This is a genomic window from Paenibacillus guangzhouensis (assembly GCF_009363075.1).
Taxonomy (GTDB): domain Bacteria; phylum Bacillota; class Bacilli; order Paenibacillales; family Paenibacillaceae; genus Paenibacillus_K; species Paenibacillus_K guangzhouensis.
This window is the reverse complement of sequence record NZ_CP045293.1, coordinates 2,584,235-2,599,203: the sequence shown is the minus strand read 5'-3', so window position 1 is coordinate 2,599,203 and position 14,969 is coordinate 2,584,235. Positions and strand designations below refer to the sequence as shown.

17 protein-coding genes are annotated in these 14,969 nt (G+C 47.7%); 10 read left to right on the top strand and 7 right to left on the bottom strand.

The features are described from left to right. Positions 1–23: 23 nt before the first annotated feature. Genes GCU39_RS11510 through GCU39_RS11500 form a run of 3 tightly spaced genes read right to left on the bottom strand, consistent with a single transcriptional unit; the run spans position 24 to position 2,855 of the window. On the bottom strand, positions 24–833 hold the full coding sequence (locus tag GCU39_RS11510; protein ID WP_227793627.1) for an ABC transporter ATP-binding protein: 810 nt from the start codon (positions 831–833) through the stop codon (positions 24–26). Then, positions 811–1,878, bottom strand: a complete 1,068-nt coding sequence (locus tag GCU39_RS11505; RefSeq protein ID WP_321575634.1) for a FecCD family ABC transporter permease — start codon at positions 1,876–1,878, stop codon at positions 811–813. Before GCU39_RS11505 ends, GCU39_RS11510 begins: the two co-directional genes overlap by 23 nt. Beyond that, positions 1,878–2,855, bottom strand: a complete 978-nt coding sequence (locus GCU39_RS11500; RefSeq protein WP_152393635.1) for an ABC transporter substrate-binding protein — start codon at positions 2,853–2,855, stop codon at positions 1,878–1,880. Before GCU39_RS11500 ends, GCU39_RS11505 begins: the two co-directional genes overlap by 1 nt. Before the next feature lie 322 nt (positions 2,856–3,177). Here GCU39_RS11500 and GCU39_RS11495 point away from each other — a divergent pair, with 322 nt between their 5' ends. Continuing rightward, positions 3,178–3,666, top strand: coding sequence for a GNAT family N-acetyltransferase (locus GCU39_RS11495; protein WP_152393634.1), 489 nt, complete (start codon positions 3,178–3,180; stop codon positions 3,664–3,666). Here the strand turns inward: GCU39_RS11495 and GCU39_RS11490 are convergent. Beyond that, positions 3,661–4,548: a LysR family transcriptional regulator gene (locus tag GCU39_RS11490; protein WP_152393633.1), complete on the bottom strand. Its 888-nt coding sequence runs from the start codon at positions 4,546–4,548 to the stop codon at positions 3,661–3,663. The genes GCU39_RS11495 and GCU39_RS11490 overlap by 6 nt on opposite strands. 144 nt (positions 4,549–4,692) lie before the next feature. On the opposite strand from GCU39_RS11490, the gene GCU39_RS11485 reads away from it, so the two are divergent. The 3 genes from GCU39_RS11485 to GCU39_RS11475 are packed head-to-tail and all read left to right on the top strand — an operon-like array spanning position 4,693 to position 7,132. After that, complete coding sequence (locus GCU39_RS11485) at positions 4,693–5,361, top strand: ankyrin repeat domain-containing protein (protein ID WP_227793625.1); 669 nt, start codon at positions 4,693–4,695, stop codon at positions 5,359–5,361. Positions 5,362–5,395: 34 nt separating this feature from the next. After that, positions 5,396–6,619, top strand: a complete 1,224-nt coding sequence (locus tag GCU39_RS11480) for an amidohydrolase (protein ID WP_152393631.1) — start codon at positions 5,396–5,398, stop codon at positions 6,617–6,619. A gap of 30 nt (positions 6,620–6,649) precedes the next feature. After that, a complete protein-coding gene (locus tag GCU39_RS11475; RefSeq protein WP_152393630.1) occupies positions 6,650–7,132 on the top strand; it encodes a nucleoside deaminase in 483 nt (160 codons plus the stop codon). 70 nt (positions 7,133–7,202) lie between these two features. Here the strand turns inward: GCU39_RS11475 and GCU39_RS11470 are convergent, their stop codons facing one another. After that, positions 7,203–7,940: an MBL fold metallo-hydrolase gene (locus GCU39_RS11470; RefSeq protein ID WP_152393629.1), complete on the bottom strand. Its 738-nt coding sequence runs from the start codon at positions 7,938–7,940 to the stop codon at positions 7,203–7,205. 178 nt (positions 7,941–8,118) lie between these two features. Here GCU39_RS11470 and GCU39_RS11465 point away from each other — a divergent pair, with 178 nt between their 5' ends. The 3 genes from GCU39_RS11465 (at position 8,119) to GCU39_RS11455 (ending at position 10,450) form a co-directional block, all read left to right on the top strand. After that, entirely contained in the window at positions 8,119–8,811 is a 693-nt protein-coding gene (locus GCU39_RS11465) for an oxidoreductase (protein ID WP_152393628.1), read from the top strand. Further along, on the top strand, positions 8,808–9,353 hold the full coding sequence (locus GCU39_RS11460; protein ID WP_152393627.1) for a GNAT family N-acetyltransferase: 546 nt from the start codon (positions 8,808–8,810) through the stop codon (positions 9,351–9,353). Before GCU39_RS11465 ends, GCU39_RS11460 begins: the two co-directional genes overlap by 4 nt. A 104-nt stretch (positions 9,354–9,457) precedes the next feature. After that, entirely contained in the window at positions 9,458–10,450 is a 993-nt protein-coding gene (locus GCU39_RS11455) for a polysaccharide deacetylase family protein (protein WP_152393626.1), read from the top strand. 51 nt (positions 10,451–10,501) lie between these two features. On the opposite strand, the gene GCU39_RS11450 is transcribed toward GCU39_RS11455, so the two are convergent. Then, positions 10,502–11,158 carry a TetR/AcrR family transcriptional regulator gene (locus GCU39_RS11450; RefSeq protein WP_152393625.1) on the bottom strand — a complete coding sequence of 219 codons (657 nt, stop codon included), beginning with the start codon at positions 11,156–11,158 and terminating at the stop codon, positions 10,502–10,504. Between the two features lie 210 nt (positions 11,159–11,368). Here GCU39_RS11450 and GCU39_RS11445 point away from each other — a divergent pair, with 210 nt between their 5' ends. Beyond that, positions 11,369–12,127: an SDR family NAD(P)-dependent oxidoreductase gene (locus GCU39_RS11445; RefSeq protein ID WP_152393624.1), complete on the top strand. Its 759-nt coding sequence runs from the start codon at positions 11,369–11,371 to the stop codon at positions 12,125–12,127. Between the two features lie 65 nt (positions 12,128–12,192). Here the strand turns inward: GCU39_RS11445 and GCU39_RS11440 are convergent, their stop codons facing one another. Further along, the gene (locus GCU39_RS11440; protein ID WP_152393623.1) at positions 12,193–13,101 is read right to left on the bottom strand and encodes a LysR family transcriptional regulator; all 909 of its coding nucleotides are present in this window, start codon (positions 13,099–13,101) and stop codon (positions 12,193–12,195) included. Between the two features lie 146 nt (positions 13,102–13,247). Here GCU39_RS11440 and GCU39_RS11435 point away from each other — a divergent pair, with 146 nt between their 5' ends. Both GCU39_RS11435 and GCU39_RS11430 read left to right on the top strand, forming a co-directional pair. Next, positions 13,248–14,000 (top strand): SDR family NAD(P)-dependent oxidoreductase, encoded by a 753-nt coding sequence (locus GCU39_RS11435; protein ID WP_152393622.1) that lies wholly within the window; start codon positions 13,248–13,250, stop codon positions 13,998–14,000. Positions 14,001–14,027: 27 nt separating this feature from the next. After that, the gene (locus GCU39_RS11430; RefSeq protein ID WP_152393621.1) at positions 14,028–14,771 is read left to right on the top strand and encodes an SDR family NAD(P)-dependent oxidoreductase; all 744 of its coding nucleotides are present in this window, start codon (positions 14,028–14,030) and stop codon (positions 14,769–14,771) included. Positions 14,772–14,969: the final 198 nt, after the last annotated feature.

The window sequence follows — 14,969 nt, the reverse complement described above, 5'->3', positions numbered from 1 at the left end:
TTCTTTCATCCTGAATTATTCGGTTAGAGACATGACGGTTTATCGCAGCGCAAGCATTGCATTAATCGAACATAAGGATAAGGATCGTCATGGTGAATACGTACACGAATCTCAAAAACTTCCTCGAACATCTCATGTGTAAGAACTTCCGTAGGTGTGCCTTGTGTGACCATACGCCCCTCTTTCATCACAATTAATCGATCACTATATTGTGCGGCTTGATTGATATCATGCAGGACGGACACGATGGTCATATTCATTTCTTTATTTAATTGCGTGATGAGCTCTAGAATCTCGAATTGATGGGAGATATCTAGGAAAGTGGTAGGCTCATCGAGTAATAGGACCTTAGGCAGCTGAGCAAGAGACATGGCAATCCAGGCGCGTTGTCGTTCACCACCCGATAAGGACTGAAGCTGCTGATCCGCTAGATGAGTCATCCGCGTCGATTGAATGGCCCAAGCAACAATCTCATGATCTTCCGGGCTCATTCCGGAGAACCAGCGCTGATGAGGATGCCGTCCATAACGAACAAGATCACGTACCGTTAAATCATGCTGACCCGCTTGCATTTGGGGAAGCATCGCTAATATTCTGGCAATCTCATTGCCGCGCAACGTGCGAATATCATGGCCGTCGAGCATGACGGTACCTGTCTTCGGCTGCAACAAGCGGGTGATCAGCCGCAGCATCGTTGATTTGCCAGAGCCGTTAGGGCCGATGATGGCGATGCGTTCGCCTTGTTCAGCAGATATGTTGACATCTTGAATTGAAAAACGTGGAGTAGGAGCAAAAGAGATTCGTTCCGCATCAAGAATTGCCAATACGAGCACCTCCACGCCGCAATAAGTACAAGAAGAACGGTCCGCCAAGCGCAGCTAACAAGATCCCGACAGGCAGCTCGACCGGATCGAACCAACTTCGAGCCGCAGTATCTGCGAACACGACTAGTGCTGCGCCGCAGATCGCGGACATCGGCAGTAGAAATTTATAATTGCTACCGACGATCATCCGTACAATATGCGGGATGACGAGACCAACGAAGCCGATCAATCCGGATACACTGACCGCGATCCCCGCGAGCAGCGTACTGACGACGATGAGGAAGATTCGACTCTTCTCCGTCGGATGGCCGAGTAGCTTCGCAGCTTCATCCCCGAGCAATAGGATATTCGCGTGCCGGATCGCGAAGATTGAGAGAAGGATCGCGACAGCGACATATGGCAATATCATATCGAGGTGGTACCAGCTGACTCCGGATAAACCACCTGCGAGCCAAGGGAGAACCGCCTGCACGCGATCGCTGTAGAGCTGCATTATGCCCGAAGTCACTGCAGCGAGCAGCGAATTGACAGCTACCCCAGCAAGAATAATGCGAACAGGCACGGCCCCTTGTTTCCAAGAGAGCGCATACGTCAACATCACAGCAATCCATGCCCCGGCGAAGGCAGCAACAGGAATGAGATAATAGTACTCAGGGAACACAATCATGATAAGCACAGCCATCAATCCAGCCCCTGCAGAGACTCCGATTATGCCTGGATCAGCAAGAGGATTCCGCATGACACCTTGCATAAATGCGCCAGACATGGCCAATACCATGCCAACACATGCTCCAATTAGGACACGTGGAAGTCGGAAGTTCCAAATAATCTGCTCTTCGGTGGAGGGTTCATGATACACGAGAACATTCCAGATGGTCTGCAGCGGGACATGTACAGATCCGATGATCAGACCGTACAGCATCGCTGCGATTAGTAATAGGATCGACACCACAATCGCAATTTGCCTCGTGAACAATCGACGATCAACGGGAGCTATGACCTTCGGAATCGCCGATTTCGTAAGTGGTGATTGGGATGGACGAGCAAGGCTCATTATTTATCCTCTTCCTGAAGTTTCTTCGTTAAAAATTGCAGCGCATCCGTTACATTGGAGCCTGGGTTGACCCCAAATAAATTGGATGGCAAGACGATCACTTTTTTGTTCTTTATCGCTTTTAAATTTTTCCATGCAGCATTTTTCTGAATTTCAGTCATGAAGGTTTTCTCGACCTCAGCCGGATCGCCGTGTGTAATGAGCATGACGTAATCCGGATCAGACGTAATGATCCGCTCCGTGCTTAATTGCGCATAGCCGCTATATTCTTTCATAGCAGGGTAATCTTCGGCTACGTTCTTACCGCCAGCTTTGGCGAGCAGATCACCGGATAGTGAAGATGGGAGTGCAGCGAGCAGAGTGCCAGGGGCACCATAGACGAGCAACACTTTTTTTGGGTTCTCTTTATCGACTTTAATTTCTTTGAGCAGTTTGTTCATGTATGTATTGATTTCAGTTGCGCGTTTATCGCGGCCGGTCATCTGACCATATAGCGTAATGCTCTTCTGGATGTCGTTGATCGAGCTGGCGCTGCCCAGGAACACTTTTGCTCCAGTCGCTTCAAGCGATTTGACATCTTTCAGATTGGCGACATTCGCGATGATAAGCTCAGGCTTCAGAGAAGTGACCTTCTCATAATCTACTTTGTGCGTCGAGCCGACTTCAACGGCCTTCATGACGGTTTGCGGGAAGGTCGGATCTTGAATAGCTGGTCTTCCTACGACCGTAGCGCCCAAGTCGGACATGATTCTAGCATCGCCCGAGCTGAGGACCACAACGCGGCTGACGGGTTTCGTAAATGTGATTTCTCGATTCGCAAAGTCCTTCACAGTAAAAGATTTCGTCACCGCTGCCTTCGCAGTTGGTGCGGCTTTTGTAGGTGCAGCGTAGGCGAGGGAGCCAGCAGTGAGCGGAGATGCAACGATAAGTGCTAAGGATAGCATAGCCATACTGATTTTAGACATAGACCATTTCATGCGAGAGTTCCTCCTAGAATCTTGTTCATTTGATGGAGTATCATCAACAAACCGGGCCCTTGGTCATGAGAATGATATTCATTATCAGTATACTAATTGATAATCGTTCTCAGTGTCAACATCTATTTTGAATTTAATGGAAGGATTATTCGTGGGTTCAGAGGTTGGAGGAGAGGTTCAAAAGCGTAGATCATAGAAGTTGGTTGTGATAAAGTGAAATTGACTGTAATATTTTCCAACGCTTATTCTTTTATCCAAGGTGTGTCTATGATTGAGAATGGCTGGGATAATTCTATGATTCTAGTAACAGGAGTGATGATCTATGAATATGCCACAACGAATTACACTGATCCCAATCACGGCAGAGAATGAACGTGATTGCATCCAGCTCAGTCCAGGCGCGGATCAAATGGACCTCGTCGCATCTAACGCGGATTCACTCATCCATGCCAACAATGAGGTAACCTCCAAGCCTTACGGGATATACACAGACCGCACCATGGTCGGTTTTGTCTTATTCGATCAGGAAGTTTATCCAGATGGCTATTATTGGATTCTTCGATTTATGATTGATGCGCGTTATCAAGGAAATGGCTATGGGACTGCAGCTATTCGTGAAGTGATAGATCAGTTGCATACCAGAAAAAATTGCACACAGATTCGCGTGTCACATGTTCCGCATAACACCGCCGCGAATCAATTGTATAAGAAATGCGGATTCGTCGAGACCGGGGAATTCGAAGCGAATGGTGACATCATCCTAGCGTATCATATGAGCGAGAGGGTACTAAGATTGGTTAACCTGCTATAGTTCCCCCAGCTCTAATTCCTTCATTAGTTCGATAAAATGCTCCGCCGGCTTCGTCAAATAGCGGTCTTTCAACCAGACTAAGCCGGTCGCAAAGGCGTTCTCGCTGTCCGTAATCGAGTCGGCTTGGATGTCGTAGCCTCGATACAACTGCAGAATCGATGCAGGCACGATCGTCGTTCCATGACCTGTAGACACCCATTCGAGCAGTGTGACAATATCGGAGCATTCCCCAATGACATTCGCACGTAACCCCCGCATCGTAAATTGCTCGAGAATATTCTGATAGAGTCCGAGACCCTCGGTGCTGGGCAGAATAAGCGGGCACGGTTCAATATCCTCATACGTAATTGGCGCTCCAGCGAATGGATGCGTACTTGATCTGACAAAATAGAATGGCTCTGATCGTAACGCCATTACTTCAAATTCACTTACATCGAGCGGAAGCCGTACGATGCCGAGTTCAATCGCGCGTTCATGAATTAGTCGTAGGATCTGAGCCGATTCGTTCTGCTGAATCCGATACGTAATTTGCGGATACCGTTCTTGGAAGATCCGCAGCAGCTTCGGCAAGGCAGCAGACGATAATGTATTGACGCCTATCGTTAATTTGCCGCGTGTCCCTTGTCCGATTTCTTGGACTTCGATCTGCGACTCCTCAAGCAGCTTGGTGAGTTGAACCGCATGCCGGTAGAGGGCTTGTCCTGCATCGGTCAGCTCCAACGTTTTCCCCGTGCGCTTCACGAGCTGGACACCTAGTTCTTGTTCCATCCCTTTCAATTGTTGTCCTAGCGGAGGTTGTGCCATATGTAGACGATGCGCGGCTGCCGTAATTTGTTTTTCCTCTGCGATGGCTATGAAATAACGAAGCTGACGAATATCCATACGTGAATCCACTCCTTTTACTAGCGAACGATATAAGTATGCAAATTGAACTTTTTAAATATTTTTCGTTCGTTATGGGCTATGGTACCATATCATCAACACCCGGTGAAAGAGGGGAGCGTCATCGTGATACGAATTATTCTCATGTATTGCGGTTTCTTCATGTTGACGGCATGTCAGCAGCCAGACAATTCTATGACAAAGGATGTGGCAAGGATGAACAGTCAGCTTATTCTAGCTGCCGAGCAAGGAAGTACGGAATCAGTATTGCAGTGGCTTGAGCAAGGGGCGCATATTGATGCGCGTGATGAGCGAGGGCGGACGGCAATCCTGGCAGCTACCCACGGGAACCATCCAGAAACGGTGCAAGCATTGATAGAAGCGGGAGCGAACATCCATATTCAGGATAATCAATTGGATAATCCGTTCCTCTATGCTGGAGCCGAAGGGTTGCTCGACATCGTGAAGCTGCTGATTGATGCTGGCGCAGACCCCGCGATCACGAATCGGTATGGCGGCGTCGCACTCATCCCGGCTTCTGAGCATGGGTATGTTGAAATGGTACGTGAGCTGCTAACGAGAACTTCGATTGATGTGAACCACATAAATAACCTGGGATGGACGGCGCTAATGGAAGCCATCATTCTGAATAACGGTGGCCCGAACCAACAGCAAGTCATTCAATTACTCATTGCGCATGGAGCAGATGTTACGATTCCGGATAAAAATGGCATAACGCCGTTAGAGCACGCGAAGAACCGTCATTTTACGGAAATCGAAAAGTTGTTAATCGAGGCGCTGCAATCATCATAATCGATACTATGAAGCAAAGGATGCGTGAAATCGGATGAAAACATCATTTTGGCTGACCCGCGTGTTGTTGGAGCAATCCTATATTGTAGAAAATGAACGGGTTACCGGAACAAAAACAAAGAGCTGCCATGTAAAGATAGAAGAAGGAAAGATTGCTGAGATTATCGATGCCGATGTGCCGCTCGATACCGAGCTGGCGACTTATGATGGTAGTAATCTACTTATGTTGCCTTCTTTCGTAGATGGACATATCCATTTGGACAAGACGTATTATGGCGATGCGTGGCAGGCGGTGAAGCCAATCTCGAGTATCTTTGACCGGATTGAAGAAGAGAAGGTGCTGCTGCCGCGCATATTACCGCAGTCTCAACAGCAAGCTGAGGGCATAATGACGCTGATTCAGGGATTAGGAACGACGCATGTCCGCACCCATTGCAATATCGAACATGTTAGCGGCTTGCATCGTCTAGAGGCGACCAAGCGGGCATTAGCAGCATTTGCGAATAAAATGTCTTCAGAAATCGTTGCCTTCCCGCAACATGGGTTGCTGCATTCGGATTCTGTTGGATTGGTCCGCGAAGCGATGCGTGAGGGGGCGACGCATGTCGGCGGGCTGGACCCACGTTCGGTGGACGGAGATATCGAGAGATCATTGCAAACGATGTTCGAGATTGCCATTGAAGCCAATGCTGGCATCGATATGCATCTGCATGAAGGCGGAGAATATGCGAAGCATACCCTCTTGCGCCTAGCGGATTTGACCGAAGAAGCTGGTTTGATTGGGCGCGTTACCGTGAGTCATGCGTTCTGGTTCGCGGGCGCTGAAGCTTCTGAAGCGGAGTTGATGGCGGATCGATTCAGCGAACTCGGTATTTCGATTGCTTCAACGGTGCCGATCGGCAGGACACATATGCCGCTCCCGATGCTTGATAGCAAGGGTGTCCGTGTCAGCCTCGGGACCGATAGCTTGACGGATCATTGGTCTCCTTTTGGTAACGGGGATATGCTGGAGAAAGCAGGACGTTTCGCAGAGCTCTATCATTACAATGACGAACGCAAACTGTCACAATCGCTGCGATACATTACAGGCGGGATTACGCCGCTCGATCCGAACGGTAACCAAGTCTGGCCACGCGTTGGAGACGATGCGGATTTCGTACTCGTTCAGGCGAGTTGTTCAGCAGAGGCGGTCGCTAGAAGATCGCCGCGTCAATCCGTATGGTATCGAGGCAACAAAGTTAGCGATGGGTCGAGATAAGACGGCAGGCCCTGAAGGAGGAGTAACAAGATGAAGCATCAACAGGACGAAGCATCCAGACAAGAGATGATGGCGAAGGCAATTGCGCTTGCCTATGCCAACACAGCGAAGCATCATGGCAAACCGTTCGGTGCGATCATCGTGAAGGATGGGCAGGTTATCGCAACAGGAGTTAATGAAGTAGTAGCGACGTGCGATCCAACGACGCATGCGGAGATGCAAGCGATTCGAGAAGCATCGCGTAAGGAAAAGTCGACAGATCTCTCTGGTTATGAGTTATATGCCAGTGGTCAACCCTGTCCGATGTGTCTAAGCGCAATCTATTTGGCTAATATTCAGCGTGTCTATTACGGTTACGGCGAAGCAGAGGCGGCAGAAGCAGGGCTAAGTACGCAATACATTTATGAACAAGTTGCCTTGCCGATGGATCAACGCGATGTACGATTGCAACAAATTGATCCGAGCTGCTCCGAGCTGAAGCCGTTAGAGGCGTGGAGCCGACATGCACGTTAATCATAAATAGATATGAAATATGAAACGTCCATCCCGTTAGGCTTGTGCCTGGCAGGGATGGACGTTTTTCTTAGGATTGCGCCGCAAGTTCAGCGATGCGATCATTGACGTTATGTTCATATACGCCGCCGTGATAGGCTATGACGCGCGAAATATCATATTGCGTGAATTGCTTGATGGATTCGTTCGCTAGAGCAATATCGATTGAAAATCTCGGATCAGGACCTAACAAATGACCTTGCTCGACGACTAACGCATCACCTGCAATCAGTGTCTTGCTCGGTTGGTGATAGACGCTGATGTGTCCTGGCGTATGCCCAGGTGTATCAATAATGATCATGCCGCCATAATAAGGAAGGACCTCTCCGTCAGCAACTAGCGTATTCACAGGTCCTGCAGGCGGATTGGCGAGTAATCGCTTAAGAGGTATTGCACGTTCGGGCGGCCAAGTATCCATCGATGCGATCACTTCATCCGTAAATTTCATAATTCGGCGTTCCCCTTGAATATAAGGTTTCTCAATGGCATGACTAATGACTTCAATGGGAAATTCAGCATTCGTGAGGATGCTTGGCAATCCGCCGATATGATCTAGATCATGGTGTGTAATAATGATTTTGCGAAGTGATTGAAGCGATAGGCCGATCCGTTCGAAGGCTTCTTGAAATAAAGGGAGCTGCCCCGGATACCCCGTATCAATCAGAACTGCGTCGCTTTCATCCCAGATTAAGGTAGGGTAGATCGTCCGCTGCTCTCCCATGAGATGTGCTGATATTTCTAGTGCTTGAATAGCGATCCCTGTGTTCAAATGAATCCCTCCATTGTTCATATGACTGATGCTAGAATAGCATAACGTGTCACAAAAACAATGTCAAACAATAAATTTTAATCATAACACAAAAATTAAAATTTGTCAATATATAAATTTGGCTATTCTATATATTATGATAAAAAGATACATCGCAATAGGAAGGAATGGTCTGCCTATGGGGAACAAAACGGCACTCGTGCTTGGAGCATCTGGCTTAGTTGGAAAGGCATTGGTTGAGATCCTTGCCTCAAGGGACTACTACCAGCAAATTTATCTACTTGTTCGAAGACCGCTACAGCTCACTTCAGAGCGTTGTGTTCAGCATATCATCGATATGGATCAGCTTCAGCGGCATCAACATCTTTTTGATGTGAATGATGTTTTCTGCTGTCTGGGGACGACGATAAAAAAGGCGAAGACGAGAGAGGCATTCCGCAAAGTAGACTATGACTACCCAGTCGAAGCAGGCCGTCTCGCCGAATCTCAACACGTAGACGGCTATTATATCGTGACTGCGATGGGAGCGAATGCAGCCTCGTCGATATTTTACAGCCGCGTGAAAGGAGAAGTGGAGGACAAGCTTGCAGCACTTGGTCTTCCTGCATTACATATTTTTAGACCGTCTCTGTTAACGGGAGATCGAGAAGAATATCGATTTGGAGAACGTGTCGCCGAGAGAATCAGTCCTTTCGTTAATCCGCTGCTGCTGGGGCCGTTGCGGAAATATCGATCGATTGAAGCGCAGACTGTGGCGTTAGCCATGGCGTTGACGGCGGAGAAAAGGGAGAAGGGAACTCATGTTCATCTCTCGCATGAAATGGCAGACCAAGTTGCGTATGACAACGAACAATTACGAGGTGGAAAATGAAAGGGAATCGAATTTATTTAAGAACGTTAACGGTAGAAGATGCAGAAGCATTGCTGTTGCTGCGTCAGCGCAACCATCAATTTTTACAACCTTTTGAACCGCTTCGCGGGGCGAACTATTTAACGCTCGAGTGGCAGCTTCAAGACATTGAGAATTGTGAATTCGGAGCAAAGTCGGATCAATCGCATACGTTTGGTATTTTTGATTCGGAGACGGATGAGCTAATTGGCCGAATCGCAATTACGGGAATTGCCCGTGGCCCTGCGCAGCATGCGAATATCGGGTATTTCTTGGATCAGGCTCATAATGGGAGAGGGATCATGACCGAAGCGGTCGGGTTGTGCATCAAGTTCGCATTTGAGCAATTGAACATTCATCGTCTTCAAGCCGGTGTCATGCCAAGAAATCTCCGTTCCGCAAGAGTACTGGAGAAGGCAGGGTTCAGACGAGAAGGTCTCGCTGAACGTTATATTCACATTAACGGTGTCTGGGAGGATCATGTCTTATTCGCGATGACGGCCGAAGAGTACCAAGGCTCATAGGACGAGTTATCCAAAATAATCCAATTGAATTCAGCTTATTTTAAGCTTCGGATGGTATGGTGACGACATGAGATTGTGTGCTCGAAGAGAAAGAGGGATTGATCATGAAGTTAAATATGCAACATCTTCGAATGCTGGCATTAATGGCCGCAGCCATTCTGGCGATTATCTTGATGCCATGGCATCATGGGCATAAACATGCGGCCAGAGTTGGATCGGTGCCGCTACGGCCCAACGCCGTTCGATCTTCAACGACCGGGAAAGATGCGGACACTTCGAGCAATGCGTCGACCACTTTATATGACCACAAGGTCGCTGTGATCATGTATCATCACATCGATCCGAAGCTGCAGAATGGAGATACCATCACACCTGACTTATTTGCATCACAGCTCGACGAGCTTATACGGAACCATATGCAGTTCATTTCTTTGGACCAGTTCCGCTCCTTTATGAAAGGAGGCCATGTGCCGACCAATGCTGTGCTTGTGACGTTCGACGATGGGTACGAGAGTTACTATCGATATGCCTATCCAATTATGAAGAAGCGGCACATCTCGGGCGTCAGCTTCGTTATCACGGGAGATCTCACGCCGCGCGCTGCGGTCTTCACGCCGCACATGACGCCAGATGAAATACGGGATATGCTGCAGCAAGATCCTGCAACGGAGGTCCAACCACATACCGATCAGCTGCATTTTAAGGTAGATCGGGGTCACGATGGGCTAACAGGATTCCTCAACGTGGATGGCAAGAAGGAGACGAAGCTGCAATATTTAGCTCGGATTTCGCAAGATATTAAGGCTTGTGTGCAGAAACTTGCGCCAATGAATCGGCATGCCATTGATTCGTTCGCATATCCTTATGGACTCCATAATGCGGCCTCGATTCGGGTACTGGAAGCAAACGGCATTCATTATGCGTTTACGACAAAGCCGGGGCTGAGCGCAATAGATACGGATCGGATGCTGCTGCCGCGCATTAATGGCGGCTCACCCCGCATTTCGCCGCAGGATTTAGTTCAATCAATACGGAATGCGGCCTCGCCGCCAGTTACATTTATGGGTTCCTTATTCGAGATGCTAAGACCTGCCTAATACGAAAAGCCCAAGACATTAGTCTTGGGCTTTTTTCGCGCCGATCCGTATTCATGTGTTCGATTTCAAATAATCAAGCAGTACACGTTTGAGAATAAGGAGTTGTCTGTCGGGATCGATATCGGACTCCAGCATCGGGATACTGTTCTGAAGGGATAATTTCTTCGCGAATAATCCGAATGCATGCATGACGGTGGCAAGCGTTTCTTCAAGCGGTAGATCGGCTCGCAAAGACCCGTCATTGATGCCGTCTTTGACGATTTGGCTTAAGGAGTTCTTGATCCGACCGATCGCTTCTGTATAGAGTGGAAGATCCTCGAGCGGTTCTGTGGATTGTGCGGCATAACTCTCGAATGCCTCGAGGAGCTTCGTATTCTGGCTATGCTCCGCGCCGATGAACCCAATGAATGTATCTAGCATATGCTCGAGCCTGTCATAACAAGTTCCCGGTCGATTTACGACGCGATCAAATGTCTCAATCTGTGATTCGACGATTCGCGTAGCAACTGCAACGATCAATTTATCCTTTTTCGGGAAATGCCGAAATACCGTTGCGACGCCCATATGAGCTTCTGTCGCGATATCTTGCATGGTTGTTTTATCGAGACCTTTGCGATTGAAGACGCGCTCAGCCGCTTCAATGATCAGAACAATCCGCTGCTGCTTGGCATCCTCGCGTTCAAGGTCCCATCTAGTCTTCGTATTCACGTGTTCCCCACGTTCCTTCCCTTGCGCACATTTTTGGTGATAGATATTAACAGAATGGGCGTCGATTGTCAAATGGAAACGCTTTTTCGAAAAAGTTGTACTCCACAATGAAAGGGTATATAATGATGTATGTGATGATAGTCACACTATCACACAGATATTATAGCTATCACGACACGATTTTATACTACTTTTAAGGAGTCGGTGAACATGTCAGAAACAAAACAAGTTGTTGTTATTACAGGTGCAGGTAGTGGGATTGGCCGTGCGACAAGCTTAAAATTTGCGGCAAATGGCGACAAAGTTGTATTGGTTGATTTCAACCAGCAGACAGGCGAAGAGACATTGAAGATGGTGAAGGAGCAAGGCGGCGAAGGAATTTTCGTGCAAGCGAACGTAGCGAATACTGAAGATGTACAGAATTATGTGAACAAAGCCGTAGAAGCTTACAGCCGAATTGACGTCTTCTTCAACAATGCTGGTGTGCTGCAGAAGATGGCGTTATTCGCGGATATTGAAGAAACGGAACTGGATCGTATTCTCTCGGTTAACGTAAAAGGTGTATTCCTTGGCATGAAATATGTGTTGAAAGTGATGGAAAAGCAAGGCAGCGGCGTCATTATTAACACAGCTTCGACAGCGGGTATTCGCAGTGAACACAGCTTGGCAGTCTACTCCGCTAGCAAGCATGCGGTTGTCGGTTTGACAAAATCGGCAGCACTCGAATATGTGAAGAAAGGAATCCGTGTGAATGCAATCTGCCCAGGCGGCGTAGATACGACGCTTACACAGGCGGTTCCAGCGATGATGCAGGAGTCGGGATACATTCCTGAGGAATTGCCGAATATGAGACTTGGCCGTTATGCACAGCCCGAAGAGCTTGCAGAAGTGGTGACTTTCCTAGCATCTCCGAAAAATAGTTACATGACAGGTTCGATCGTCGCTGTGGACGGCGGATTGACACTGTAATACGAACTTATGCTTATGGCGAAGAAAATCAGAAGGACCTCTTAGGAGGTCCTTTTTCTTTTGGCTTACCCATGGGAGGATTCAATATCTTCTTTCAGCCTTGCGATGAAATTGCGGTAAATCCCGGAGAAGTGCTTCCCTTCAGCGCGGACCCAGCCTAAGTAGACTGGCTGCTGTTCAATGGATTCGAGCTCGAGGGTAATGATTTTCGATGCAAATAGATCAGGACCATGCAGGAAAGAGAAATCCATACCGAGTGTAACGGCGTGATGATTGATCACAGAAGTTCGGATTGCGTCGGTATTATTCGAAGTATAGAGCAGATTGACCGAACCATACTGTTCCTGAAAGTATTGAACAAACCAAGTGACATAGTCGTCTTGATAAATCGCTAACGTCTCATGACGCAACTGCTCGGCGGTGATGGTACTCCTCAGTGCTAACGGAGATTGACGGCTGACTCCGGCAACAATTCGCCCTTGCAACAGCGGCTCGAACGTAAGCCCAGTGAGATTCTGATGGATGTGCTCCGATTTGATGATCAGTCCAATGTCCAGCTTGTTATGCCGGATGTCATCGAGGATTTCTTGGGATCCTTTCTCGGTAATCTCCATACGGATATTCGGATAGGCGCGTTTGAATCCCATTAATGAATCAACCCATAAAGACATTGGGCCTGGGATTGAAGCAACACGGAGTTCGCCGCTAACATCGTTCGAATATCCTTCCGCTTCATCGCGTAAATCCTGTACTTTATGTAGAATTTCATAAGCTTTCTGAATTATTAATTTGCCTTCTGGCGTTAATGTGGCCCCCAAGCGAGAGCGAGTGAATAAATGTATGCCTAATTCGGTCTCTAGATGACTGATGGACTGACTGATTGCAGATAACGTCACATGTTTGTTCTGTGCAGCACTGGTTAGCGAGCCTGTCTTAGCTACTTCCACGATATATTCGAGCTGTTCGAGATTCAATACCATACACCTCTATTACTTAAGTATTACTTAACTAATAGTAACTATAATTAATTATTAATAAATGATCAATGGTGCTACAATGAATGCATAAAGAACAACATAACGCAATGAATTATATCACACAAATTGAGAGGTGTTGGGCAATGAGACTTCAAGGGAAAGTTGCACTCATAACAGGCGGCGGTACAGGGATTGGAAGAGCGACTGCGATCCGATTCGCGCAAGAAGGTGCTAACGTCATTGTCACAGATATTCAATTACAGAGCGCACAGGAAACCGTGCAAGAAATCACTCGTCTGGGCGGACAAGGATTGGCGATTCGCCATGACGTGTCTCAAGAATCCGACTGGATTGATGTGGTGAAGCAAGCAAAGGAAGCTTATGCGAATATTGATATTTTGTTCAATAATGCAGGAATTTATATCATTAAGCCGCTAGCGGAGATTACGATCGAGGAATGGAATCGATTGATGGGCATTAACGTCACGGGTGTATTCCTCGGGATGAAGCATGTGATGCCGATCATGGCTGCAGCGAAGAAAGGCTCTGTCATTAATGCTTCGTCAATCGCCGGGATCAAAGGCGCATCAGGCCATGTGTTGTACGGGGCAAGCAAAGGCGCGGTTCGATTAATGTCGAAGGACGCTGCGATCGAGTACGCGGCTGCGGGCGTTCGCGTGAATTCTATCCATCCGGGGTACATTGACACAGGCATGGTGGATTATGCGGCAGCAACGACGAAGGCTTCTAAAGAAAACTTAGCGGATCTGTCGCCGAACGGTCGATTGGGATCTGTTCAAGATATTGCGAACATGGTGCTGTTCCTAGCTTCGGATGAAGCATCGCATGTCACAGGCGCTGAATTCGTAGTCGATGGCGGGGCAACAGCGAAGTAAGTAAAAGACGAATAGGGGGCACAAACCATGAAATTATTGGACAAGGTAGCGATTGTAACAGGTGGAGCAAGTGGTATTGGTGAAGCGACGGTCAAATTATTTGCGGCTGAAGGCGCGAAAGTGGTCATTGCCGATTTCTCTGACCGTGGACAGCAACTGGCTGATGCGTTGCAATCCGAAGGCAAAGATGCACTATTCATTAAGACGGACGTAACGAATGAAGAACAAGTAAAGCATATGATCGACACGACCGTTCAGAAATATGGCCGAGTGGACGTCCTGTATGCCAATGCAGGGATTGCGAAAGACGGTCCTGCCCATGTGTTGAATATGGATGCATGGCAGCGTACCATTGATATTAACTTGACCGGTGTATTCCTTTGCGACAAATATGCGATTGAACAAATGCTTAAGCAAGGAACAGGCGGAGCGATCGTGAACTGTGGATCCATTCATAGCCATGTCGGGAAGCACGGAGTAACTGCTTATGCGTCCGCCAAAGGCGGCGTGAAGCTATTGACGCAGACGCTAGGCATTACCTATGCCCAAGAAGGCATCCGGGTCAACGCCATTTGCCCAGGGTACATTGATACGCCATTAATTGAAGGACGGAATGAAGCGCTGAATGAACATCTCGTAAGTCTTCATCCAATGGGAAGACTCGGCAAACCTGAAGAAGTTGCTAAGGCAGTTCTATTCCTTGCAAGCGATGATGCATCATTCGTGACCGGAACAAGCTTGCTCGTTGATGGCGGTTATACCGCTCAATAATTAGATTTAACGAAGAAAAAGACGATCGTTACCAAGCGTTCATTGGTGGCTGTCGTCTTTTTTTGTGCTGTTCATTTGCATGAGACGGATTCGTTTCACACGTCTTTTTACCTAAATTTTGTCGATTTATTGGTTGCGAGATGATAGATTCATCTATATAATGATAATGATAATTATTATCAATTAAATCCTAGGTGT

Bases quoted from the DNA above. Each gene is read 5' to 3' on its own strand.
- GCU39_RS11505 (WP_321575634.1), bottom strand. From the start codon at position 1,878: ATGAGCCTTGCTCGTCCATCCCAATCACCACTTACGAAATCGGCGATT.
- GCU39_RS11500 (WP_152393635.1), bottom strand. From the start codon at position 2,855: ATGAAATGGTCTATGTCTAAAATCAGTATGGCTATGCTATCCTTAGCA.
- GCU39_RS11495 (WP_152393634.1), top strand. From the start codon at position 3,178: ATGAATATGCCACAACGAATTACACTGATCCCAATCACGGCAGAGAAT.
- GCU39_RS11490 (WP_152393633.1), bottom strand. From the start codon at position 4,548: ATGGATATTCGTCAGCTTCGTTATTTCATAGCCATCGCAGAGGAAAAA.
- GCU39_RS11485 (WP_227793625.1), top strand. From the start codon at position 4,693: ATGTATTGCGGTTTCTTCATGTTGACGGCATGTCAGCAGCCAGACAAT.
- GCU39_RS11480 (WP_152393631.1), top strand. From the start codon at position 5,396: ATGAAAACATCATTTTGGCTGACCCGCGTGTTGTTGGAGCAATCCTAT.
- GCU39_RS11475 (WP_152393630.1), top strand. From the start codon at position 6,650: ATGAAGCATCAACAGGACGAAGCATCCAGACAAGAGATGATGGCGAAG.
- GCU39_RS11465 (WP_152393628.1), top strand. From the start codon at position 8,119: ATGGGGAACAAAACGGCACTCGTGCTTGGAGCATCTGGCTTAGTTGGA.
- GCU39_RS11460 (WP_152393627.1), top strand. From the start codon at position 8,808: ATGAAAGGGAATCGAATTTATTTAAGAACGTTAACGGTAGAAGATGCA.
- GCU39_RS11455 (WP_152393626.1), top strand. From the start codon at position 9,458: ATGAAGTTAAATATGCAACATCTTCGAATGCTGGCATTAATGGCCGCA.
- GCU39_RS11445 (WP_152393624.1), top strand. From the start codon at position 11,369: ATGTCAGAAACAAAACAAGTTGTTGTTATTACAGGTGCAGGTAGTGGG.
- GCU39_RS11435 (WP_152393622.1), top strand. From the start codon at position 13,248: ATGAGACTTCAAGGGAAAGTTGCACTCATAACAGGCGGCGGTACAGGG.
- GCU39_RS11430 (WP_152393621.1), top strand. From the start codon at position 14,028: ATGAAATTATTGGACAAGGTAGCGATTGTAACAGGTGGAGCAAGTGGT.